Below are 22,792 nucleotides of genomic sequence, written 5' to 3'. Positions count from 1 at the left end.
TTCCCCGCATGCAATACCGATGCCTCTTATGATTGATGGTTAGCAAATGAAAACTCCCTGGAAAAGATCTTGCGCAATGCACCTGTTACCGCGGCCTTAACGCCCGCCGACTATCTCAGAAAAATCCTCAATGCGCGGGTCTACGACGTGGCCGTCGAGTCCGCTCTGGAGAAGGCGCGCGCACTCAGCGAACGGCTCGGCAATACCGTATTGCTCAAGCGCGAGGATCAACAGCCCGTCTTCAGTTTCAAACTGCGCGGCGCCTATAACAAGATGGCGCACCTCAGCAAAGCGCAATTGGCGAGCGGCGTGATTTGCGCTTCAGCCGGCAACCACGCGCAAGGCGTTGCGCTCGGCGCGCGCAAGCTCGGCACGCGTGCGGTGATCGTGATGCCCGTGACCACGCCGCAATTGAAAATCGATGCGGTGCGCGGTTTCGGCGGCGAGATCGTGTTGCACGGCGACAGCTATTCCGACGCCTACCTGCATGCGCTCGAATTGCAGACGCAGCAGAGCCTGACCTTCGTCCATCCGTTCGACGACCCCGACGTCATCGCGGGCCAGGGCACCATCGCGATGGAAATCCTGCGCCAGCACCAGGGTCCGCTCGATGCGGTGTTCGTGGCGATCGGCGGCGGCGGGCTCATCTCCGGCGTGGCCAACTACATCAAGGCCGTGCGGCCCGAGATCAAGGTGATCGGCGTTCAGATGAACGACTCCGACGCGATGATGCAATCGGTCGCGGCGCACCAGCGCGTGAACCTGCCCGACGTCGGCCTGTTCTCCGACGGTACGGCCGTCAAGCTGGTCGGCGAAGAAACCTTCCGCATCGCGCAGGACCTGGTCGACAGCTACATCACGGTCGACACCGACGCCGTGTGCGCGGCCATCAAGGACGTGTTCGTCGACACACGCAGCATCGTCGAGCCGGCTGGTGCGCTGGCCGTGGCGGCCATCAAGCAGTACGTCGCCGAACACGGCCGCCAAGGCGAGACCTACGCGGCGATCCTGTGCGGCGCCAACATGAACTTCGACCGGCTGCGCTTCGTGGCCGAGCGGGCCGAGGTCGGCGAAGAGCGCGAAGCGTTGTTCGCCGTGACCATCCCCGAAGAGCGCGGCAGCTTCCGTCGTTTTTGCGAACTCATCAGCGAGTTGCCCGCCGGCGGCGCACCGCGCAGCGTGACCGAGTTCAACTACCGCATCAGTGACGCAGCCAAGGCCCACGTGTTCGTCGGTCTCACGACCTCGGCGCGCGGCGAGTCAGCCACGATCGCGAAGGTCTTCATCGAGCACGGCTTCGATGCGCTCGACCTCACGCACGACGAACTCGCCAAGGAGCATCTGCGCCACCTGGTGGGCGGTCGCACGGGGCTGGCGCATGACGAGCGCCTGCTGCGCTTCGTGTTCCCCGAACGTCCCGGTGCGTTGCTCAAGTTCCTGAGCCTGATGCGGCCGAACTGGAACATCAGTCTGTTCCATTACCGCAACCAGGGCGCCGACTACGGGCGCATCCTCGTGGGCCTGCAGGTGCCGGCCGAAGAGTCGGCGGCCTTCGACGAATTCCTCGAAACGCTGGGCTATCCGTACGTCGAGGAAACAGCCAACCCCGCCTACCGCCTGTTCCTTCAGGCCTGAAAGAAAGAAGAAAAGAGACCGCTGGGCTTACTGCGCAGGGCTCTGCGCCTGCGGCGGCGGCTCCATCGCGGCGCCCGCCGTGGCGGCAGGTTGCAGTTGCTGCTGCGGCGGCATCGCCACCGCCGGCATCGTGGCCGGCAACGGCCCGGCCGGCACAGGTGACTGCACCGTGGGCAGACCGGCAGGCGGCGTCGGCAGCCCCATGCTCAGCGGCGCACGCACCGGCAGCTGCAGCGTGAACGCCGCCGGCCCGTCGCGCTGGGCACCGAGCGTCGCCGCGCGCACGCCCACCGACTGCAGCACATAGCTCTCGCCGACCTTCGAGCCCACCCGGAACGGCCGCGGCGGCTTGCCGTCGATCGAGATCAGCGCCGCGCCCTGGTTCGACGGGTCCGCCACCACGCCCGACAGCGCGAAGCGGCTCGCGGCCTCGGGCGCCACGGGCGCGTTCGACGTCACCGTGACCACGCCCAGCAACCGGGCCACCGCCTCGGCATCGGCCGCGACCGGTGCGCGCGGCATCGTGGCCGCAGCCGCCACGGCGTCGGCCGGCGACGCCAAACGCAGCGCCCAGAACACCGCGGCGCCTGCGGCCAACGCCCAAAGCCCCGTCGTTGCAAGTGGGGCATGCCAGCGGGCTGCGGAGTAAGGACTTGTCATGGCCGCGGATTATCATGCAGCGCGCTTACTGCCTCATGTCCCCGCAAGCTATGAACAAACTCCTTCGTTCCGTCTCCCGCACCGCCCAGCGCGGCTTCACGCTGATCGAACTCATGGTGGTGCTTGTCATCATCGGCGTGCTCGCGGCCCTGATCGTGCCGAACGTGATCGAGCGCGCCGACGATGCCCGCGTCACCGCCGCCCGCACCGACATCAACAACCTGATGCAGGCGCTCAAGCTCTACCGCCTCGACAACCAGCGCTACCCGACCGCCGAACAGGGCCTGCAGTCGCTGCTGACCCGCCCCACCGCGGGCCCGGCCGCGCCCAACTGGAAGCCCTACGTCGAGAAGCTGCCCAACGACCCGTGGGGCCATCCGTACCAGTACATGAACCCGGGCATCAAGGGCGAAATCGACGTGCTCTCCTTCGGCGCCGACGGACAGAGCGGCGGCGAAGGCAAGAATGCCGACATCGGCAGCTGGCAGTAAGCGCATTGCATTCGGCCGCGTCGTGCAGCCACTCCCTCGCGCGGTGCGCGGCTTCACATTGCTGGAGCTGATCGTGGTGATCGCGATCATCGCCATCGCGACCGCCAGCGTCAGCTTCGCAATGCGCGACAGCAACGCCGCCGCGCTCGACCGCGAGGCCGACCGCCTCGCCGCCCTGCTCGAATCGGCCCGCGCCCAGTCGCGCGCCAGCGGCGTCATGGTGCGCTGGCGCCTCGTCGAAGGCGGCAGCTTCGTCTTCGACGGCCTGCCGGCCGACGCCCTGCCCACCGGCTGGATCCACGCCGGCATCACGGCCCAGCCTGTGCTCGCCGGCGGCACGCCGGTGGCGGCGCTGCAGCTCGGGCCCGACCCGATCATTCCGGCGCAGCAGGTCATGCTGCACAGCGAAGGCCCGCCCGCGCGCATGCTGCGCGTTGCCACCGACGGGCTGCGGCCCTTCACCGTGTTCGCCGTGCCATGACACCACGGCTGCGGCGCGCCGGCTCCAGCCGCGGCTTCACGCTGATCGAGGTGCTGATCGCGCTCGGCATCGTCGCGCTCGCGCTCGCGGCCGGCTCGCAAGCCACGATGTCGCTCACGCGCAATGCGCAACGCCAGTCCGACCTCGTGCTGGCCGGCCTGTGCGCCGAGAACGAACTTGCCAAGGCGCGCCTGTCGCGGCAGATGCCGGCCATCGGCGACTCGGGCTCGATCTGCCTGCAGGCCGGCCTCACCTTCCTCGTGACGACCACGACCGTGCCCACGCTCAACCCGAACTTCCGGCGCGTCGACGTGCAGGTGCGCGACGAAGGCAGCGCGCCGCTGCTGCGCGTCTCGACCGTGGTGGGGCGCGTCTGATGGCGCACATCCGCAAGCCTTCGCGCGCACGCGGCTTCACGCTGATCGAGCTGCTGGTCGCCATCGCCGTGATGGCGCTGCTTGCACTCGTGAGCTGGCGCGGCCTGGACAGCATGTCGCGCGCCACCACGCAGAACCAGCTGCGCGCCGACGCGGTGCTCACGCTGCAGGCCACGCTCGCGCAATGGAGCGCCGACCTCGACGCCGTCACCCTGCTCGCGCAGACCCGCCCGATCGACTGGGACGGCCGCGTGCTGCGCATGACGCGCCGCGGCAGCGACACCAGCACGCCGACCGTGCAGGTCGTCGCCTGGACGCTGCGCCCCGGCGCCGATGGCACGCGCTGGCGGCGCTGGCAGTCGGCGCCCTTCGCCACGCGCGGCGAATGGGTGCAGGCCTGGAACCTCGCGGCCGCCTGGGCGCAGGACGGCGCCACGCCCGCGGGCGGCGCCACCGATGTGGCGTTGATGCCGGTCAACAGCTGGCAGCTCGCGTACTTCCGCAACAACGCCTGGGTGCCGGCCGAGCCGCTGCCGCTCGCTGCGGCGAACCCGTCCAACCCGGCCGGCGCACTCGTCGCCCTGCCCGACGGCGTGCGGCTGGTGCTGACCCTGCCGCCCGGCGATGGGCTCTCGGGCACGCTCACGCGCGACTGGGTCCGGCCGACGCTCGGGGGGCCGCGCTCATGACCGCATCACGCCCTCATCGCACGACAGGTGCACGCCGCCAATCCGGCGCCGCGCTGCTCGCCGCCATGCTGACCGTGATGCTGGTCGCCACCTTTTCCGCCGCGGCGCTCTGGCAGCAGTGGCGTTCCGCCGAAGTCGAAGGCGCCGAGCGCGCGCGTGTGCAGGCGGCCTGGGTACTGATCGGCGCGCTCGACTGGTCGCGCCTGATCCTCGGCGAAGACGGCCGCGCCGGCGGCCCGGACCACCTCGGCGAGCCGTGGGCCGTGCCGCTCGAAGAGGCCCGCCTCACGAGCTTTCTCTCGGCCGAAAAGAACGTGGCCAGCGACAACCTCGAAGGCCTGCCCGACGCCTTCCTGTCGGGCCGCATCGTCGACGCGCAGTCCAAGCTCAACGTGCTGTCACTGGTAGACGCCGGCAAGCCGGTGCCCGCCAGCGTCGCCACCTTCACGCGCCTCTTCAATCTGCTGGGCCTGCCGGCCGGCGAGCTCAGCCAGATGACCGCGCGGCTCGCGAGCGCGCTGCACACCGGCACCACCGACGCCGCCTCCGCGGGTGGTGCCAGCGGCGGTGGCGCTGCCAGCGCCGACACCGGCGCCGCCCCGCTGATGCCGCAGGAAGTCGCGCAACTCGTGTGGCTCGGCCTCTCGCCCGCCACCGCCGCCGCGCTCGAGCCCTACGTGACGATCCTGCCCGAGCGCACCACGCTCAACCTCAACACGGCCAGTGCCGAGGCCATCAGTGCGAGCGTGGAGTCGCTGGGCATCGCCAGCGCGCGCCAGCTGGTGGAGCGACGCACCCGCTCCTTCTTCAAGAACATCGAGGAAGCCAACGCTGGCCTGCCCAGCGGCGGCTCGCGTTTCAACGCGGCCCAGCACGGCGTGGGCACCCAGTATTTCGAGGTGTACGGCCGGCTGCGGCTCGATCGCACGTGGGTCGAAGAGCACTCGCTGCTCTTTCGCAAGGGCCTGGCCGTGACCACCGTCTGGCGCACGCGTGGCGCGGGCGCCACCACGCCTCCGGCAAAACCCTGAGTTCCATTTACTTTTGACTGCTCAAAACACCGTCAAACGCACGTAGTCTCTGCAAGGTATGCTATTCAAACAATAGCAACAACTTGTAAGCCACCCCCTACAATCTCCGGCTTTTCCGACACCCCCTACATGACCCCGCTGCTGCTCATTGCTCCCCTCCCTCCGGCCGATGCCGCGGGTGAGTACGACTGGGCCCAGGCCGGTGAGGACGGCATCGCCCTGCGCGACCAGGGCCGTGCGCTGCTGACGCTGCTGCCGTCGGGCCCCGAAGTCACGCTCGGCATTCCGTCCGCGGCGCTTTCGTGGCACCGCGTCACGCTGCCCAGGGGCAGCATGGGCAGCACCTCGAAGCTGCGCGCCGTGCTCGACGGCCTGCTCGAAGAGCACCTGCTTGACGAGCCGGAAACCCTGCACTTCGCGCTCGCACCCGACGCCAAGGCCGGCGAGCCTGTGTGGGTCGCGGCCTGCAACCGCATCTGGCTGCGCAGCGTCGTGCAAGGGCTCGAAGCCGCCGGCCGGCGCGTCGTGCGCATCGTTCCCGAATTCACGCCGCAGCCCGCCGATGCGCCACCGCTGCTGCAGGTCACGGGCGAGGCCGAAGCGCCGCAGCTCACGGTCTGCGACGGCGACGGCGTGGTCTCGCTGCCGCTGGCCGGCGCAGGCCTGGCCCTGTCGAACAGCCTGCCGCTCGACACCGCCGTGATCAGCACCGAACCCGCCGTCGCCGAAGCGGCCGAACACCTGCTCGAGCGCCGCGTGCCGATCGTGCAGGCGCCGCAGCGCTGGCTGCACGCCACGCGCACGCCCTGGGAGCTCGCGCAGTTCGACCTCGCCGTGACGGGCCGCGCGCGCGCCGGCAAGAAGTTCGCCTCGGTACTGCAGACGCTGCGCTTCGCGCCCGAATGGCGCGCCGCGCGCTGGGGCATCGTGGTGCTGCTGCTGACGCAGCTCATCGGCCTGAACGCCTGGGCCTGGAAGGAGCGCAACGCACTCGAATCCAAGCGCCAGGCCACGCGCGCCATCCTGACGCAGACGTTCCCCTCGGTGAAGATCGTCGTCGATGCGCCGCTGCAGATGGGCCGCGAGGTCGCCGCGTTGCAACAGGCCGTGGGCGACGTGGCACCGAGCGATTTCGAACCCATGGTCGGCGCCATCGCCGCCGCCCTGCCGTCCGGCCGCTCCCCGAGCGCGATCGATTTCAGCGCCGGCCAGCTGCGCCTGCGCGGCCTCGGGCTGCAGCCGCAGGAGGTCACGCAGATCACCAGCGTGCTGTCGCCGCGCGGCTACCAGGTGCGCACCGAAGGCGATCTGCTGCTGGTGCAGGCCGAGGCCAACCGATGAACTTCAGCGAACAACTCAAGGCCCGCTGGGCCGTCCTCGGGATGCGCGAGCGCCGCCTCGTCATCGGCGCCGTCGCGCTGGTGGCACTGGCCTTGCTCTGGTGGATCGCGCTCGCCCCCGCGCTGCGCACGCTGGCCGCGGCACCGGCCGAACACGCACGGCTCGACGCCCAGCTCCAGCAGATGGCCACCTTGCAGAACCGCGCGAAGGCGCTGCAGTCGCAACCGCGGCTGGCGCGCGACGACGCGTTGCGCGCACTCGAAAGCTCGGTGCGCGAAGGCCTCGGCGTCACGAATGCCCAGCTCATGACGGCCGGTGGCGACGGCGCCGCCACCGTCACGCTGCGCGGCGCGCCCGCCCAAAACCTGGCGCAATGGCTCGCGCAGGCGCGCGGCAACGCGCACGCCGTGCCGCGCGAAGTGCACCTGACGCGCGCGCCCGTCGCACCGCCGCCGCCGGGCGCCAAGCCAGCGCCCGCCGCCACGCCCGACCAACCTCCGCAACCCCGCTGGGACGGCACGCTCGTGATGGCGCTGCCCGCCCCGCGTTAAGCATCCCCACGCACCGCACGGCATGGCGAGACGCCCTCCGGTCCCCGACCTCCAGCCGCGCCGCGGCAGCTGGCGCTGGGCCGTGCTCGGCGCCGTCACCGGCGTGCTGGTCGCGGTCGTGCTGTTCGCACCGGCACGCTGGCTGGCCTCGGCGCTCTCGGGCTGGACGCAAGGCCGCCTGCTGCTGGTCAACCCGCGCGGCACGGTCTGGAACGGCACCGCCGCTGTCGTGTTCGCCAGCGGCGCCGGCGGCGCGCAGGCCGTCTCGCTGCCCGGCCTTCTGAACTGGCGCATGTGGCCCAACTGGCGCGGCCTCTCGGCGCGCCTCGACCTGTCCTGCTGCGCGGCGCAACCGCTCGGCCTGCAAGCCAGCCCGCGCGCCGACGGCCTGCAGCTCACATGGCAGGACGCCCGCTCGCGCTGGCCCGCCACGCTGCTCACCGGCCTGGGCGCGCCCTGGAACACCCTCAAGCTCGAAGGCGCGCTCGACCTCAACACCCGCGCCTTCGCCATGCAGTGGGACGGTCCCGCATTGCGCATCGAAGGCCAGGCCACGCTCGACGCCACCGATGTCTCGTCCGCCCTGTCGACCCTGCGGCCGATGGGCAGCTACCGCCTGTCGCTCGAAGGCGGCACGCGTCCCACGCTGCTGCTGAGCACGCGCGAAGGCAGCCTCGAACTGAACGGCAGCGGCAGCTGGAGCGGCACCGCGTTGCGCTTCAACGGCGAAGCCAGCGCGGCACCGGGCCGCGAAGACGCACTTTCCAATTTGTTGAACATCATCGGGCGGCGCGACGGTGCGCGCTCGATCATCACCCTGGGTTGATCCGACCATGAAGAAGCCTCTGTCCTCGTCCGGCGCCCGCCCCGGCCTCGTCGCGCTCGCGGTACGCCTGCTGATCGCGGCGTCGTTCGTGCCGGTTCTGCCGGCCGCCTACGCGCAGACCGGCGACGCCCCGCGGCGCGGCGAACCGATCACGCTCAACTTTGCCGCCGCCGACATCGAGGCCGTGGCGCGCACCATGGCGGTGGTTACCGGGCGCGACGTGGTGGTCGATCCGCGCGTGAAGGGCACCATGAACCTGGTCACCGACCGCCCGCTGGCGCCGGCCGCCGCGTTCAACCAGTTTGCCGCTGCGCTGCGCCTGCAGGGCTTCGCGGTGGTCGAGGCCGACGGCCTGTTCAAGGTGGTGCCCGAGGCCGACGCCAAGCTGCAGACCAGCACCGTCAACACCTCCATCAGCGGCGCCAGCTCGGCCGCGGGCAACCAGATCGTCACGCAGATCTTTCGCCTGAACTACGAGTCGGCCAACAGCCTGCTGCCGGTGCTGCGCCCGCTGATTCCGCCGAACAACACCATCAACGTGAACCCGGGCAACAACTCGCTCGTGATCACCGACTACGCCGACAACATGCGCCGGCTGGCGCGCATCATCGCGTCGCTCGACGTGCCCAACGCGTCCGACATCGAAGTCATCCAGCTCAAACATTCGGTGGCCACCGACATGGTGCCGCTGGTCACGCGGCTGGTCGACGGCGGCGGTGCGAGCACGCCGGGCGCCGCCGCGCCGGGCGGGGCCGACGCCTCGTTCCGCACCACGCTGATGGCCGACCCGCGCAGCAACTCGCTGATTCTTCGCGCTGCCAACCCGGCGCGCGTGCAGCTCGTGCGCACGCTGGTCGAGAAGCTCGATCGCCCGCCCGCAGAAAGCAGCAACGGCGCGGCCGGCAACATCTACGTGGTCTACCTGAAGAACGCCGACGCGGTGCGCCTCGCAGCCACGCTGCGCGCCGCCATGGCCGCGAGCCAGCAGCAGTCGCAGGTGCCGGGCGCGCCCGGTGCCGCGGGCAGCGCCGGCTCGTCGGCGCCGCCGGCCAGCATGCCGCAGCAGATGCAGGCCAGCTTCGGCGGCAACAACCAGGGCGGCGGTTCGGCTGCGGCCAACGCGCCGCTGAACAACGCCAACCAGCCCTCCACCGGCGGCCAGATCCAGGCCGACCCGAGCACCAACTCGCTGATCATCACCGCGCCCGAACCGCAGTACCGCCAGATGCGCGCCGTGATCGACAAGCTCGACGGCCGCCGCGCACAGGTGATGATCGAAGCGCTCATCGTCGAGGTCAGCGCCAAGAAGGCCGCCAACTTCGGCGTGCAGTGGCAGAGCGCGCTGGGCAACAACGCCGTCATCGGCACCAACTCCAGCCTGGCCAGCGCCAACATCCTGGCGCTGACGCAGGCCCTGGCCACGCGCGACGTGGCCAACATCCGGCCGTCCACCGGCCTGAACCTGGGCATCGCCGGCAAGATCGGCGGCCAGTACATCCTGGGCGCCATCGCCAACTTCTTCAACAGCGACGGCGACGCCAACGTGCTGTCCACGCCCAACCTGCTGACCCTGGACAACGAAGAAGCCAAGATCGTCATCGGCCAGAACGTGCCCTTCGTGACCGGCCAGTACGCCAGCACCTCGGGCTCGGTCGGCATCAACCCGTTCACCACGGTGGAACGCAAGGACGTGGGCCTCACCCTGCGCGTGCGCCCGACGATCAACGAGAACGGCACCGTGAAGATGACCATCTTCCAGGAGACCTCCACGGTCGACCAGAACACGGCCAAGGACCCGAATGGCCCGACCACCAACAAGCGCTCCATCGAATCGAGCGTGCTGGTCGAAGACGGCGGCCTCGTGATGCTCGGCGGCCTGCTGTCGGACACCTACGGCAACAACATCGAGAAGGTGCCGGTCGCCGGCGACATCCCGGTACTCGGCAACCTGTTCAAGAACGAAACCCGTACGCGCGAAAAGAGCAACCTCATGATGTTCCTGCGCCCCGCCGTGATGCGCGACGGCGCCTCCACCGAAGCCTTCGCCTACGACCGCTACGACGAGATCCGCGGCATGCAGCAGCGCACGCAGCCCAACACCGACAACATCATGCTGCGCGGCGTCGACTCGGCGCCCGTGCTGCCCGAGGCGCCGCTGGTGCGCATCAACCGCATCAACGACGACAACAGCAAGAAGAGCGGCCAGACCCGCATGGAAGGCACGCAGCTGATCCCGCCGCCGCGCCCGGCCATCGACAACCGCCGGCTCGCACCCAGCCCGCTGCGCGGCGCGCTGCCGCCCACCTCCGACCCGACCAGCTCGCGCGAGTCGCCCTGAACCCCGTCCCGCACACGCCAGCCCCCCATGCGCTATCCCCTGCCCTACGCGTTCGCCCGCAGCCAGCAACTGCTGCTCGAAGCCACGGACGACGGCCGCCACACGCTGTGGATGTCTGCCCACCCGGCGCGCAGCGCGGTCGGTGAAGTGACCCGCAAGTACGGCGTGCAGGCCTTCGAGGTGCTCGACGCCGGCCCGCTCGCCCAACGCATCAGCGCCGCCTACGCCCAGGGCGAATCGAGCGCCGCCGCGGTGGTCAGCGAAGTGCAGAACGACGCCGACCTCTCGCGCATGATGCAGGAGCTGCCGGCCGTCGAAGACCTGCTGGCCAGCGCCGGCGACGCGCCCATCATCCGCATGCTCAACGCGCTCCTCACGCAGGCCGCGCGCGACGGCGCCAGCGACATCCACATCGAGCCCTACGAGCGCACGTCGTCCGTGCGCTTTCGCATCGACGGCACCTTGCGCGAAGTGGTGCAGCCCAACCGCGCACTGCACGCCGCGCTGATCTCGCGCCTGAAGATCATGGCCGACCTCGACATCTCCGAGAAGCGGCTGCCGCAGGACGGGCGCATCTCCTTGCGCATCGGTACGCGCGCGGTCGACGTGCGGGTGTCGACGCTGCCCAGCGCGCACGGCGAACGCGCTGTGCTGCGCCTGCTGGACAAGAGCGAATCGAAGCTCACGCTCGAATCGGTGGGCATGCAGGGCGACTCGCTGGCGCGCTTCGAAAAGCTGATTGCGCAGCCGCACGGCATCATCCTTGTGACCGGCCCCACGGGCTCGGGCAAGACCACCACGCTGTATGCCGCGCTGGCGCGCCTCGATGCGAGCCGCAGCAACATCATGACGGTCGAAGATCCGATCGAGTACGAGCTGCCGGGTGTGGGCCAGACGCAGATCAACGCGAAGATCGAACTCACCTTTGCCAAAGCCCTGCGCGCCATCCTGCGGCAAGACCCCGACGTGATCATGATCGGCGAAATCCGCGACTTCGAAACCGCGCAGATCGCCATCCAGGCCTCGCTCACCGGTCACCTCGTGCTGGCCACGCTGCACACCAACGACTCGGTGAGCGCCGTCACGCGCCTCACCGACATGGGCGTGGAGCCCTTCCTCCTGAGCTCGTCGCTGCTCGGCGTACTGGCCCAGCGCCTCGTGCGCAAGGTCTGCACGGCCTGCGGCGGCCCGGGCTGCGAGGTCTGCGGCCAGACCGGCTACCAGGGCCGCACCGGCATCTTCGAGCTGCTCGTGGCCGACGACGAGGTGCAGGCGCTCATCCACGGCAAGGCCGCAGAGAGCGCGCTGTTCGAAGCCGGCGCACGCGGCGGCCTGCGCTCCATGCGCGAAGACGGCGAACGGCTGGTGCAGGCCGGCATCACCTCGCGCGCCGAACTGCTGCGCGTCACCCGCGAGTAACGACCCGCGATGCCCGCCTATTCCTTCGAAGCCATCGATGCCAGCGGCCAGTCGCGCGAAGGCGTGCTTGAGGCCGACACCGCACGCGCCGCACGCGGCCTGCTGCGGGCGCAGGCGCTCATTCCGCTGTCGGTCAAGCCGGTCGGCAGCGGCGATGCGACCGGCGGTGGCGGTGCCGGCAGCAACGCGCTCACGCGCTGGCTCGGCGGCGGCAAGCGGGTCTTCAACTCGACGAACCTCGCCGTGTGGACGCGCCAGCTCGCCGGCCTCATTTCGGCCGGACTGCCGCTGGAACGCGCGCTCACTGCCCTCACCGACGAAGCCGAATCGGAACCCCAACGCAACCTCGTCGCCTCGCTGCGCGCCGAAGTCAACGCGGGCTCGCCCTTCGCGCGCGCGCTGTCGGCGCACCCGCGCGAGTTCTCGCCCATCTACACCGCCGTGATCGGCGCCGGCGAGCAGAGCGGCAACCTCGGGCTCGTGCTCGAACGCCTCGCCGACGACCTCGAAGAGCGCCAGGTGCTGCAACAGAAGCTGATCGGCGCCGCGCTGTACCCGGCCATCGTCACGCTGGTGGCGATCGTCATCGTGATCTTCCTCGTGAGCTACGTGGTGCCGCAAGTCGCACAGGTGTTCGCGGGCACCAAGCGCTCGCTGCCCTTTCTCACGACCGTGATGCTGTCGCTGAGCGCGGCCGTGCGCAACTACGGCTGGTGGATGCTGGGCGCCATCGTGATCGCGGCCGTCGGCGTGCGTGTCGCACTGGCGCAGGAAGCCTTCCGCCTCAAGTTCGATGCCGCCTGGCTCAAGCTGCCGCTGGTCGGCAAGCTCGCGCGCGGCTACAACGCGGCGCGCTTCGCGAGCACGCTCGCCATGCTGGCCACAGCCGGCGTGCCCATCCTGCGCGCGCTGCAGGCGGCGTCCGAAACGCTGGGCAACCGCGCCATGCGCGCCGACGCGCTCGACGCGCTGGTGCTGGTGCGCGAAGGTGCGCCGCTGGCCTCGGCGCTGGCGCAGAAAAAGCGCTTCCCTGGGCTGGTGTCGATGTTCGCGCGCCTGGGCGAGCAGACCGGCACACTGCCCGTGATGCTGCAACGCGCTGCCAACCAACTGGGCGCCGAAGTGCAGCGCCGCGCGATGCACCTGGCCACCATCCTCGAGCCGCTGCTCATCGTCGCCATGGGCGGCGTGGTCATGCTCATCGTGCTGGCCGTGATGCTGCCCATCATTCAGCTGAACCAGTTCGTCAAGTGACGACGGACGGGGAGCCCCTCACATGCCCGTAACGCTCGAAGACAAACTCGTGGTCGCGATCTCCTCGCGCGCCCTGTTCAACCTCGAAGAAGAAAACAAGATCTTCGAGGCCGGCGACAACGAGGGCTACATGAAGCTGCAGCTCGACCGCATCGACGTGCCCGCGGCCCCCGGCATCGCGTACTCGCTGATCCGCAAGCTGCTGCGCTTCAACGACGACGGCGTGCAGCGCGTCGAGGTGGTCATCCTCTCGCGCAACGACCCGGTGTCGGGCATGCGCATCTTCAAGTCGAGCGCGGCGGCCGACATCAAGCTGCAGCGCGGCGTGTTCACCCAAGGCCGCCCGCCCTTCGGCTACCTGCGACCGCTGCGCGCGCACCTGTTCCTGTCGGTCAACGCGCAAGACGTGCGTGAGGCGCTCGCCGCGGGCTTTCCCGCCGCCCGCGTGCTCGTCGAATCGGTGAAGGCCAGCGATGCATGGCCGAACGAAGTGCGCATCGCCTTCGACGGCGACGCCGTGCTGTTCAGCGACGAAGCCGAGCGCGTGTTCCAGGCCGAGGGCCTCGACGCCTTCCAGGCGCACGAACTCAGCAAGGCCGACCTGCCCCTGCCCGAAGGCCCGTTCAAGCCGCTGCTGATGGCATTGCATCGGCTGCAGATGGCCGGCAATGCGCAGATGCGCATCCGCACCGCACTGGTCACGGCGCGCAGCGCACCGGCACACGAGCGCGCGATCCGCACGCTCATGAAGTGGAACATCCGCGTCGACGAAGCGATGTTCCTCGGCGGCCTGCCCAAGGGCGAGTTCCTGCGCGAGTTCGAGCCCGACTTCTTCTTCGACGACCAGACCGGTCACGTCGACGCGGCCTCGCGGCATGTGCCTGCGGGGCATGTGTCGAGCGGCATCAGCAACGAGCCCTGACGCCGTTCAGGGCGCGATCCCGCCGACGGGGCACCTTGCTCCGCGAATGTCCCCCGCCCTTCGGGCTCCTCCTTGATTTCGCTGCGCAAGGCACCCCATCAGCGTGATCGTTGCGAGGGGCAGTCGTTGATCGGCTGCACACCAGCAGCGTGCCCTCGTGCGCAGGGCACTGGGTACTCCCCGCAGCGAAATGAATGCGAAGGGACTTCTCGCTTTCTGGTCACGGCATCGAGTGCCAAGATTGATTTGCGAAGTCAATCTGAAACCTTTGAAAGGAGAAGCCCCATGAACGAGATTACCCGAGTCGGCGTGGATTTGGCAAAGCGCGTGATCCAGGTCTTTGCGGTCGATGCCGCGGGCTTGCGCGTCACCGGGCGCGCCTTGGCACGCGATAAATTCCTGGCTTGGTGCGCGCAACTGCCCGCGGGCTGCCTGGTTGCCATGGAGGCCAGCTCCAGCGCCCATTACTGGGCGCGCAAGCTGCAGGCCTTGGGGCTGGATGCTCGCATCATCGCAGCCCCGCACGTCGTGCCCTATCGCCTGCAAGGCAAGAGCGGCAAGAACGACGCCAACGATGCCGCTGCCATCTGCGAGGCCGCCTCGCGCCCGCACATGCACTTCGTGCCGATCAAGAGCGTGGAGCAGCAAAGCATGCTGTGCATCCACCGCCTGCGAGAGGGCGTCAAGGCGGACCGTACCGCCTGCATCAACCGCATCCGGGGCCTGTTGGCGGAGTTCGGATTGGTGTTCGCCCAAAGCCCTGAGGCGTTGCGCCAGGCGCTTCCCGACGCGATGGAAGATGCCAGCAATGAACTGGGCGCTCTGGCCCGGTTGACGCTGCAGCGGGCCTATGCGCAATGGCAAGAACTCGATGCACACCTGCGATGGTGCGACGAGCGCATCGCCGCACACGGCAAGGCCAGCGATCAGGTGCGCCAGGCCGAGCAGTTGTGGGCGTGGGGCCGGTCACGGCATCCGCGGTGGTGGCTACCGTGGGCGACTTCAAGCAATTCAAGAACGGTGCGCAGTTCGGCGCCTGGCTGGGTCTGACGCCCCGACAGAATTCCAGCGGTGGCAAGAACAACCTGGGGCGCATTACCAAGCGAGGCGACGCGTACCTGCGCACGCTGCTGATCCAGGGGGCCAAGTCGATCGTGTTGACGGCGCACAGACGCGACGATCCGATCTCGCGCTGGGTGCAGGCCTTGCGCGAGCGCTCTGGCTGGCAGAAGGCCGTGGTGGCGTTGGCCAACAAGAATGCGCGCATCCTGTGGGCGGTATTCGCACGCGGGCGGGCCTTCGATGCGCACCACGTCAGTACCAAACCACCAGGCGCTGTCGCTGCGGTCATCGCGGTGTAGCGCGATCCGTTTGAAAAGCCTTTGTTGTCTATTTGTTTGCCAGACGTGAGTTCCAAGATGCAATGAACAGGTCAGACCGGCAGCGGGCAAGCTCGACTCCCCCTTGGTGATGCCGATCGAAATGGGCATCACGAGAAATGAATGGAGCCCCGCTGAGCGGTTCGTATCTGGGTCCGCACGGCCAAGTGCCAGTGCAACAAGACCGTCGGTAGATGTGCAGTCTGTTCCTCGTTTCGTTGCGCCTGGTTCCTCACCGCCTTGCAGGCAATACAGCATGGCAAGAAAACAACCCTGAACCCGTGCTTGACCGCGCGAGAAGTCCCGGTAAAGGGGGAGGCCGCAGGCCGGAGGACATTCGCGGAGGGGAGTACCCGATGTCCTGTGCTCGCGCCACAGTCCTTCTCTAGCAACCTCAAAGACCAGCGCGTTGTCACACGCGTTTCGTCCCACTGTCATCGCTCGTTCACTGCCGAGTAACGGGTTCTCCCTAGTCTTGTCGCCTGTCCGGTGCGCAGTGCCTTCGTGGCACTTTTTTTTCGCGCCGGTCTTTCACCTCCTTCGACAGACAACAAGAACCGAACGGCTTTTCCGATGCGTCCGACTCCTTCCACGCACGCCGCGCCCCTCACGCGCTGGCTGTTGCCCCTTGCAATTTCCGCCGCGCTCGCGGCCTGCGGTGGTGGAGGCGGCGGTGGCGTTGCCTTTCCCCCGATCAGTGGCACGCCAACGCCGCCTCCGGCCAGTACGCCCAACGAAGGCAAGAGCGGCCCCAAGGCGCTGATCGTCGAGATTGATGGACTCACGCATGCAGCGCTGCGCGAAGCCATCGCACAAAAGAAGGTGCCGGCCGCACTGCAATCGCTGCAGCTCGCGCCCGCATGGACCGGCGGCACCGATGGCGCGCTCAGCGAACAGCCCGCCACCGACGGCCCCGGCTGGGCCACGCTGCTGACCGGCACCTGGGTGCCGCGCCACGCGGTGCGTGCCGACACCGCGGACCAGCGCATCGACGCCAAGCTCGCGCCCTCCGTCTTCGCCTTCGTGAAGCAGAAGAAAGACGCGGGCTACCTGACCGCATCGGTCACCGCCAACACGCTGTATCCGAACCTGCTGCTCGCGGAAACCGGCACGCTCGACACCGCCGTCGACTGCGCCGGTGCCGACGCCTGCGTGACCGCCAACACCACGCGGCTCATCGGCGCGGGCTACGACCTGCTGGTCGCGCAGTACAGCGCGCCCGCCGCCGCAGCCGCCAACGGCCTGCGCAGCGACAGCTACCAGCGCGCCGTCTCCGACACCGCAGCCGCTGTCGGCCAGCTGCTCGCGCGCATCGCGCAACGCACGGCCAACGATGCGAAGGAAGACTGGCTCGTGATCCTCACGACCGGCCACGGCCTCGACACCTTCGGCGGCGTGACCAGCTTGAAGGACATCGACAACAAGACCGTCTTCATCGCCAGCAACAAGACCTTGCCCGCGCTGCCCGCCGTCGGCGCCGCCTCGCCGACCGACGACAACGCCCTGCGCCAGTCGGCCGCCGCGACCGACATCGCGCCCACGGTGCTGCGCCACCTCGGCGCACTGCCCGCAACCGCGGCCTACAACTTCAACGGCCAGGCCCTGCAAGCCACCACCGCCGTGCAGCAGCTCGCGGCCCGCACCAGCGCCGACCGCAGCAGCATCGAGCTCTCGTGGACGCTCGCAGGCGACATCGGCGGCCCCGTGCAGGTGCTGCGCGACGGCAAGCCGATCGCCACGCTGCCGGCTGGCGCCACGCGCTACACCGACCCCGTCAAGGCCGCGGCCGATGGCCTCTACGCGTTCCAGTACACGGTCGCCGCCGGTGGCGCCAGCGTCTCGATCTCCGCGCAGATCGCCTACGTGAAGGTGGGCCTGGTCAATCTGTTCCCGCTCGACGCACTGCCCGCGCTGGACCTCAACGCCACCGCGACGCTCGTGCCCATGGCTGCGGATGCGGACAGCGGTTCACTCGTGGCCGACGACAACTTCCAGCCGCCCTACCGCGTGCAGGCGTTGCGCGTGGACAGCCGCATCAAGAACGCGAGCGGCATGGCCGGCTACAAGCTGCTGCAGACGCGCGACGTGACCACGTCTGCAGCCGTGGCCGCCTTCACCTTCGGCTTCTGGCTGCGCACCGACGCCACCTGCAGCCAGGGCGTGAGCAACGGTGCCTCGGTCATCGCCAACAAGAACTACGACAGCGGCGACAACGCAGGCCTTGCGCTCGGCCTGTTCAGCAACTGCGAGCTGCGCTTCAACACCGGCACCGGCAGCGGCCGCGGCGAGATCAAGGGCAAGCACTTCCTGAGCGCAGGCCGCTGGGTCTACGTGGCGATGGTCGTCGACAAGGCCGGCAAGAACATGCGCGGCTATGTGTTCGACCCCGTGAAGGGCACGCAGGCAGGCAGCGTCGCGCTCTCTACGGCACTGGTCGCCGCGCTCGGCGGCCTGGGCAAGGGCCTCGCCCTGAACGAAGACGCCACCGGCCTGTACTACCAGCGCTGGTCGGCTTCGCCGCGCGGCGCGATGGACTTCAACGACTTCGCGATCTGGAACCGCGCGCTCACCGCCGAAGAGCTCACGGCCATCTACACCTCGGGCCAGCCGCTGTCGGTGCTCGCCCCCTGATCACCCCCGATCTCCACGACATCACAAAGAGGATCACCCCATGCTGCTTCAAGCTTCCCTCCCCACGCGGCTGCTCGCCGCCTTCCTCCTGGCTTGCACGCTGTCCGCCTGCGGCGGCAGCGACAACAACGGCGGCGGCTTCCCGCCCATCATCACGCCGCCCCCGCAGCCCCAGCCCGAGACCGGCGTGAAGCCCGAAATGCGCTGCGCCCCGTGACGCGCGACTTCATGAACAGCCACGACAAGACCATGAATTCACGCCGCAAATTCCTCACGGGCACCGCCACCACCGGCGCTGCCGCCCTCGCACTCTCGGCCTTCCCGCCGAGCATCCGCCGCGCGCTGGCCATTCCGGCCAACAACAAGACCGGCACCATCAAGGACGTCGAGCACATCGTCATCCTGATGCAGGAGAACCGTTCGTTCGACCACTACTTCGGCACGCTCATGGGCGTGCGTGGTTTCGGCGACCGCTTCACGATTCCGCTGCCGGGCGGGCGCAACGTCTGGCAGCAGGCCGACGAAACGGGCACGCCCGTGCTGCCCTACCACCTGGACCAGACCAAGGGCAACGCACAGCGCGTGGCCGGCACGCCGCACGACTGGAACGACGGCCAGAACGCCTGGGACGGCGGCCGCTCGTACCAGTGGGTCAAGTACAAGAAGACCGGCACCGCGCCGTACACCCAGGCCATGGGCTACCTCGAGCAGGCCGAGCTGCCGTACCAGTTCGCGCTGGCCAATGCCTTCACGCTGTGCGATGGCTATCACTGCAGCATGCACACCGGCACCAACTCGAACCGCATGTTCCTCTGGACCGGCACCAACGGCCCTACAGGCGCGGGCGTGGCCTCGGTCACCAACGAGTGGGACGACAGCTACACGCCGCCCTCGACCACCGGCTACGAGTGGAAGACCTTCCCCGAGCGCCTGCAGGCCGCCGGCGTCAGCTGGATCGTGTATGAAAACATGCGCGACAACTTCGGCGACAACCCGCTCACCGGCTTCAAGCAGTACCGCCTGGCCAGCGAGGCTTCGGGCAAGCCGATCAACAACACCGGCCCGGTGCCGGCCTACGACCCGGCCAGCGACGACGTCGGCAACCCGCTGTACAAGGGCATCGCCAACACCATGCCCGGCGCCAACGTGGAGGAGTACCTGAACACCTTCCGCAACGACGTGAAGAACGGCAAGCTGCCGCAGGTGTCGTGGATCGTCGCGCCCGCCACCTATTCGGAGCACCCCGGCCCGTCGAGCCCCGTGGAAGGCGGCTGGTACATCCAGGAAACGCTCGATGCGCTCACCGCCGTGCCCGAGGTGTGGAGCAAGACCGTGCTGATCATCAACTTCGACGAGAACGACGGCTACTTCGACCACTACCCGTCGCCGGCCGCGCCTTCGCTCAACCCCGACGGCTCGGCCGCCGGCAAGACGACGCTGCCCGAAGCCGACATCGCCTTCGAGCGCTTCACGCACCCCAAGCCGCCGGGCACCGTCAAGCAGCCCGCGCCCGACGGCCGCGTGTACGGCCCCGGCGTGCGCGTGCCGATGTACATCATCTCGCCCTGGAGCCGCGGCGGCTGGGTCAACTCGCAGGCCTTCGACCACACCTCGGTGATCCGCTTCATCGAGACGCGCTTCGGCGTGAAGGAGCCCAACATCAGCGCGTTCCGCCGCGCGGTGTGCGGCGACCTCACGAGCGCCTTCAACTTCGCCACGCCCAACACCGAGGCGCTGCCGACGCTGGCCGGCCGCACGACCAAGACGCAGGCGAACGACACGCGCGCGGCGCAGGAAGCCCAGGCGCAGGTGCCCATGCCCGCCGACCCGCAAATGCCGCGCCAGGCCGCCGGCACGCGCCCCTCGCGCGCCCTGCCCTACGAGCTGCACGTGAGCGCGCGCAACGACGCCACCAGCGGCAAGGTGCGGCTGCTGTTCGCCAACACGGGCAAGGCCGCCGCCGTGTTCCACGTATACGACAAGCTCAACCTGGAACGCCTGCCGCGCCGCTACATGGTCGAGGCCGGCAAGACGCTGGACGACACCTGGAACGCGATGGTCGACAACACGGGCTTCTACGACCTGTGGGTGCTCGGCCCCAACGGCTTCCACCGCCATTTCCGCGGCGACCTGAACAGCCTGCGCGCGGGCGATGCGCCCAACCCCGAAGTGCGCGTGTGCTACGACATCGCCAACGGCAATGTCTACCTGCAGATGCTCAACGGCGGGCGCAACGCCTGCAAGTTCACCGTGCGCCCCAAGGCCTACCGCACCGACGGCCCGTGGACCGCGAGCGTGGCCGGCGGCACCTCGGCCGAGCAGCACTGGGAGCTGGCCGCCAGCGGCGCCTGGTACGACTTCGAAGTGACCTGCGACGCCGACACCAGCTACTACCGGCGCTTCGCGGGCCGCGTGGAAACCGGGCGGCATTCGGTGAGCGACCCGGCCATGGGCACGGCCGGCGCCTGAGGCCAGGGTGACACCATGACCTCCCGCCGCAACTTTCTCACCGGCACCGCCACCACCGGTGCCGCCGCGCTCGCGCTCTCGGCCTTTCCGCCGAGCATCCGGCGCGCACTGGCCATTCCGGCCAACAACAAGACCGGCACCATCAACGACGTCGAACACGTCGTGATCCTGATGCAGGAGAACCGGTCGTTCGACCACTACTTCGGCACGCTCGCCGGCGTGCGTGGCTTCGGCGACCGCTTTCCCATTCCGCTGCCCAAGGGCCTCAACGTCTGGCAGCAGAGCGATGCCAACGGCAACGTGGTGCTGCCGTACCACTTCGACAGCCGCAAGGGCAATGCGCAGCGCGACGGCGGCACGCCGCACGACTGGGACGACAGCCAGCAGGCCTGGGGCGGCGGCCGCATGAACGAATGGGCGAGCTACAAGACGCCCAAGGCCATGGGGTACCACAAGGCGGCCGAGATTCCGTTCCAGTTCGCGCTGGCCGATGCCTTCACGCTGTGCGACGCGTACCACTGCGCGATGCACACCGGCACCGACGCGAACCGCTCATTCCACATCACCGGCACCAACGGCCCGACCGCGCAGGGCGTGGCCTTCGTCAGCAACGAGTGGGACTGGCTGGACGCCACGCCCAGCAAAGTCGACACCGGCTACACGTGGAAGACCTATGCCGAGCGGCTCGAAGACGCCGGCGTGAGCTGGATCTGCTACCAGAACATGCCCGACGAATGGGGCGACAACATGCTCGGCGCGTTCCGCCAGTTCCGCCGCGCCAACCGCGCGTCGCCCTACCCGGTGACGAGCGGCTACTACAAGGCGCCGTTTTCCGACACGGGCCAGAAGCTCCCCTTCCACGCCTACGACGCGGCCAGCGACAACCCGGGCAACCCGCTCTACAAGGGCATCGCCAACACGCTGCCAGGCGACAAGCCCGAGGACTACCTGGACGCGTTCCGTCGCGACATCAAGGCCGGCCGCCTGCCGAAGGTGAGCTGGATCAACGCGCCCTCCGCGTACTGCGAGCACCCCGGCCCGTCGAGCCCGGTGCAGGGCGCGTGGTTTGTGCAGGAAATCCTCGATGCGCTCACCGCCGTGCCGGAGGTCTGGAGCAAGACCGTGCTGCTGGTGAACTTCGACGAGAACGACGGCTACTTCGACCACGTGCCTTCGCCATCGGCGCCGTCGCTCAACGCAGACAAGACGCCGGCCGGCAAGACGACCCTCGCCACCGACGACCTGAAGGCCGAGTACTTCACGCAGCCCGCGCCCGAAGGCAGCACCTCGCAACCCGCACCCGACGGCCGCGTGTACGGCCCGGGCCCGCGCGTGCCGATGTACGTGATCTCTCCGTGGAGCCGCGGCGGCTGGGTCAACTCCCAGGCGTTCGACCACACCTCGGTGCTGCGCTTTCTCGAGACGCGCTTCGGCGTGAAGGAGCCGAACATCTCGCCCTTCCGGCGCGCGGTGTGCGGCGACCTCACGAGCGCCTTCAACTTCGCCACGCCGAACACCGAGGCTCAGCCCGCACTCGCAGGGCGCACGACCCGGACCGACGCCGACACGTTGAGAACCACTCAGGAGTTCGATGCAGGCGGCAAGAAGAGGCCACCCATCGCGCCCCCTGTTGATCCGCAGCTGCCGCGACAAGTCACCGGCACGCGACCGTCGCGCGCCCTGCCCTACGAGCTGCACACGAGCGCCAGGGCCGACACCCTCACCGGCACCGTGAAGCTGATCTTCTCGAACACCGGCAAGGCCGCCGCCGTGTTCCACGTGTACGACAAGCTCAACCTCGACCGCCTGCCGCGCCGCTACATGGTCGAGCCCGGCAAGACGCTCGACGACAGCTGGGCCGCGGCCACCGACAACAGCGGCTTCTACGACCTCTGGGTGCTCGGCCCCAACGGCTACCACCGCCACTTCAAGGGCGACCTCAACCGCCTGCGCGCCGGCGGCGTGGCGGCGCCCGAGGTGCGTGTCTGCTACGACATCGCCAACGGCAACGTCTACCTGCAGATGCGCAACGACGGCAAGGCCGCGTGCAAGTTCACGGTGCGTGCCAAGGCCTACCGCGACGACGGCTCGTGGAACGCGACGGTGAACGGCGGCGCGCAGGCCGAACAGCACTGGGAGCTCGCCGCCAGCGGCCAGTGGTACGACTTCGCCGTCACCTGCGACAGCGACCCGGCCTTCTACCGCCGCTTTGCCGGCCGCGTGGAAACCGGCAAGCACACGGTCAGCGATCCGGCGATGGGCTTGCCCGACCTCTGAAGACGTAGGCATGATCCCCCC

General features: G+C 68.9%; 18 protein-coding genes and 1 pseudogene. 18 read left to right on the top strand and 1 reads right to left on the bottom strand.

Annotated features, from left to right (window positions below; translation table 11 throughout):
- Positions 1–69: 69 nt before the first annotated feature.
- Positions 70–1,635, top strand: a complete 1,566-nt coding sequence (gene ilvA, locus RZE79_RS04975) for a threonine ammonia-lyase, biosynthetic (protein WP_319359270.1) — start codon at positions 70–72, stop codon at positions 1,633–1,635.
- A 27-nt stretch (positions 1,636–1,662) separates the two neighbouring features.
- Here ilvA and RZE79_RS04970 read toward each other — a convergent pair whose 3' ends face one another.
- A complete protein-coding gene (locus RZE79_RS04970) occupies positions 1,663–2,295 on the bottom strand; it encodes a type II secretion system protein N (RefSeq protein ID WP_319359269.1) in 633 nt (210 codons plus the stop codon).
- 50 nt (positions 2,296–2,345) lie between these two features.
- Here RZE79_RS04970 and gspG point away from each other — a divergent pair, with 50 nt between their 5' ends.
- The 17 genes and pseudogenes from gspG (at position 2,346) to RZE79_RS04885 (ending at position 22,771) form a co-directional block, all read left to right on the top strand.
- Positions 2,346–2,786, top strand: a complete 441-nt coding sequence (gene gspG / locus RZE79_RS04965; protein ID WP_056573020.1) for a type II secretion system major pseudopilin GspG — start codon at positions 2,346–2,348, stop codon at positions 2,784–2,786.
- Positions 2,761–3,267 carry a prepilin-type N-terminal cleavage/methylation domain-containing protein gene (locus RZE79_RS04960; RefSeq protein WP_373696541.1) on the top strand — a complete coding sequence of 169 codons (507 nt, stop codon included), beginning with the start codon at positions 2,761–2,763 and terminating at the stop codon, positions 3,265–3,267. Before gspG ends, RZE79_RS04960 begins: the two co-directional genes overlap by 26 nt.
- Positions 3,264–3,644: a type II secretion system minor pseudopilin GspI gene (gene gspI, locus RZE79_RS04955; RefSeq protein ID WP_319359267.1), complete on the top strand. Its 381-nt coding sequence runs from the start codon at positions 3,264–3,266 to the stop codon at positions 3,642–3,644. The genes RZE79_RS04960 and gspI overlap by 4 nt, the downstream gene beginning before the upstream one ends.
- Positions 3,644–4,333 (top strand): prepilin-type N-terminal cleavage/methylation domain-containing protein, encoded by a 690-nt coding sequence (locus RZE79_RS04950; RefSeq protein WP_319359266.1) that lies wholly within the window; start codon positions 3,644–3,646, stop codon positions 4,331–4,333. Before gspI ends, RZE79_RS04950 begins: the two co-directional genes overlap by 1 nt.
- Positions 4,330–5,364, top strand: coding sequence for a type II secretion system minor pseudopilin GspK (gene gspK, locus RZE79_RS04945; RefSeq protein ID WP_319359265.1), 1,035 nt, complete (start codon positions 4,330–4,332; stop codon positions 5,362–5,364). The genes RZE79_RS04950 and gspK overlap by 4 nt, the downstream gene beginning before the upstream one ends.
- 129 nt (positions 5,365–5,493) lie before the next feature.
- The gene (gspL, locus tag RZE79_RS04940; RefSeq protein WP_319359264.1) at positions 5,494–6,705 is read left to right on the top strand and encodes a type II secretion system protein GspL; all 1,212 of its coding nucleotides are present in this window, start codon (positions 5,494–5,496) and stop codon (positions 6,703–6,705) included.
- Positions 6,702–7,256 (top strand): type II secretion system protein GspM, encoded by a 555-nt coding sequence (gene gspM, locus RZE79_RS04935; protein ID WP_319359263.1) that lies wholly within the window; start codon positions 6,702–6,704, stop codon positions 7,254–7,256. Before gspL ends, gspM begins: the two co-directional genes overlap by 4 nt.
- 22 nt (positions 7,257–7,278) lie before the next feature.
- The gene (gene gspN, locus RZE79_RS04930) at positions 7,279–8,082 is read left to right on the top strand and encodes a type II secretion system protein N (protein ID WP_153280522.1); all 804 of its coding nucleotides are present in this window, start codon (positions 7,279–7,281) and stop codon (positions 8,080–8,082) included.
- Positions 8,083–8,089: 7 nt separating this feature from the next.
- A complete protein-coding gene (gspD, locus tag RZE79_RS04925) occupies positions 8,090–10,420 on the top strand; it encodes a type II secretion system secretin GspD (RefSeq protein WP_319359262.1) in 2,331 nt (776 codons plus the stop codon).
- 27 nt (positions 10,421–10,447) lie between these two features.
- Positions 10,448–11,839, top strand: coding sequence for an ATPase, T2SS/T4P/T4SS family (locus tag RZE79_RS04920; protein WP_319359261.1), 1,392 nt, complete (start codon positions 10,448–10,450; stop codon positions 11,837–11,839).
- A 9-nt stretch (positions 11,840–11,848) separates the two neighbouring features.
- Positions 11,849–13,093 carry a type II secretion system inner membrane protein GspF gene (gene gspF, locus RZE79_RS04915; RefSeq protein WP_319359260.1) on the top strand — a complete coding sequence of 415 codons (1,245 nt, stop codon included), beginning with the start codon at positions 11,849–11,851 and terminating at the stop codon, positions 13,091–13,093.
- Between the two features lie 22 nt (positions 13,094–13,115).
- The gene (locus tag RZE79_RS04910; RefSeq protein WP_319359259.1) at positions 13,116–14,015 is read left to right on the top strand and encodes a 5'-nucleotidase; all 900 of its coding nucleotides are present in this window, start codon (positions 13,116–13,118) and stop codon (positions 14,013–14,015) included.
- Between the two features lie 285 nt (positions 14,016–14,300).
- A pseudogene (locus RZE79_RS04905) lies at positions 14,301–15,376 on the top strand (IS110 family transposase).
- A gap of 591 nt (positions 15,377–15,967) precedes the next feature.
- Positions 15,968–18,025 (top strand): LamG-like jellyroll fold domain-containing protein, encoded by a 2,058-nt coding sequence (locus tag RZE79_RS04900; protein WP_319359258.1) that lies wholly within the window; start codon positions 15,968–15,970, stop codon positions 18,023–18,025.
- A gap of 40 nt (positions 18,026–18,065) precedes the next feature.
- Positions 18,066–18,242, top strand: coding sequence for a hypothetical protein (locus RZE79_RS04895; RefSeq protein ID WP_180288492.1), 177 nt, complete (start codon positions 18,066–18,068; stop codon positions 18,240–18,242).
- A gap of 32 nt (positions 18,243–18,274) precedes the next feature.
- Complete coding sequence (locus RZE79_RS04890) at positions 18,275–20,494, top strand: phosphocholine-specific phospholipase C (RefSeq protein WP_319359257.1); 2,220 nt, start codon at positions 18,275–18,277, stop codon at positions 20,492–20,494.
- Positions 20,495–20,509: 15 nt separating this feature from the next.
- Positions 20,510–22,771, top strand: coding sequence for a phosphocholine-specific phospholipase C (locus RZE79_RS04885; protein WP_319359256.1), 2,262 nt, complete (start codon positions 20,510–20,512; stop codon positions 22,769–22,771).
- The last annotated feature ends 21 nt before the right edge of the window (positions 22,772–22,792 follow it).

It is taken from the genome of Variovorax sp. EBFNA2 (assembly GCF_033802765.1).
Lineage (GTDB): Bacteria > Pseudomonadota > Gammaproteobacteria > Burkholderiales > Burkholderiaceae_C > Variovorax > Variovorax paradoxus_H.
The sequence above is the reverse complement of the archived record's forward strand: the minus strand, read 5'-3'. Positions and strand labels throughout refer to the sequence as shown.

Bases quoted from the DNA above. Each gene is read 5' to 3' on its own strand.
- RZE79_RS04910 (WP_319359259.1), top strand. From the start codon at position 13,116: ATGCCCGTAACGCTCGAAGACAAACTCGTGGTCGCGATCTCCTCGCGC.
- RZE79_RS04920 (WP_319359261.1), top strand. From the start codon at position 10,448: ATGCGCTATCCCCTGCCCTACGCGTTCGCCCGCAGCCAGCAACTGCTG.
- RZE79_RS04900 (WP_319359258.1), top strand. From the start codon at position 15,968: ATGCGTCCGACTCCTTCCACGCACGCCGCGCCCCTCACGCGCTGGCTG.
- gspI (WP_319359267.1), top strand. From the start codon at position 3,264: ATGACACCACGGCTGCGGCGCGCCGGCTCCAGCCGCGGCTTCACGCTG.
- gspK (WP_319359265.1), top strand. From the start codon at position 4,330: ATGACCGCATCACGCCCTCATCGCACGACAGGTGCACGCCGCCAATCC.
- RZE79_RS04890 (WP_319359257.1), top strand. From the start codon at position 18,275: ATGAATTCACGCCGCAAATTCCTCACGGGCACCGCCACCACCGGCGCT.
- gspD (WP_319359262.1), top strand. From the start codon at position 8,090: ATGAAGAAGCCTCTGTCCTCGTCCGGCGCCCGCCCCGGCCTCGTCGCG.
- RZE79_RS04950 (WP_319359266.1), top strand. From the start codon at position 3,644: ATGGCGCACATCCGCAAGCCTTCGCGCGCACGCGGCTTCACGCTGATC.
- gspM (WP_319359263.1), top strand. From the start codon at position 6,702: ATGAACTTCAGCGAACAACTCAAGGCCCGCTGGGCCGTCCTCGGGATG.
- gspL (WP_319359264.1), top strand. From the start codon at position 5,494: ATGACCCCGCTGCTGCTCATTGCTCCCCTCCCTCCGGCCGATGCCGCG.
- gspG (WP_056573020.1), top strand. From the start codon at position 2,346: ATGAACAAACTCCTTCGTTCCGTCTCCCGCACCGCCCAGCGCGGCTTC.
- RZE79_RS04885 (WP_319359256.1), top strand. From the start codon at position 20,510: ATGACCTCCCGCCGCAACTTTCTCACCGGCACCGCCACCACCGGTGCC.
- gspF (WP_319359260.1), top strand. From the start codon at position 11,849: ATGCCCGCCTATTCCTTCGAAGCCATCGATGCCAGCGGCCAGTCGCGC.
- RZE79_RS04895 (WP_180288492.1), top strand. From the start codon at position 18,066: ATGCTGCTTCAAGCTTCCCTCCCCACGCGGCTGCTCGCCGCCTTCCTC.
- RZE79_RS04960 (WP_373696541.1), top strand. From the start codon at position 2,761: ATGCCGACATCGGCAGCTGGCAGTAAGCGCATTGCATTCGGCCGCGTC.
- gspN (WP_153280522.1), top strand. From the start codon at position 7,279: ATGGCGAGACGCCCTCCGGTCCCCGACCTCCAGCCGCGCCGCGGCAGC.
- RZE79_RS04970 (WP_319359269.1), bottom strand. From the start codon at position 2,295: ATGACAAGTCCTTACTCCGCAGCCCGCTGGCATGCCCCACTTGCAACG.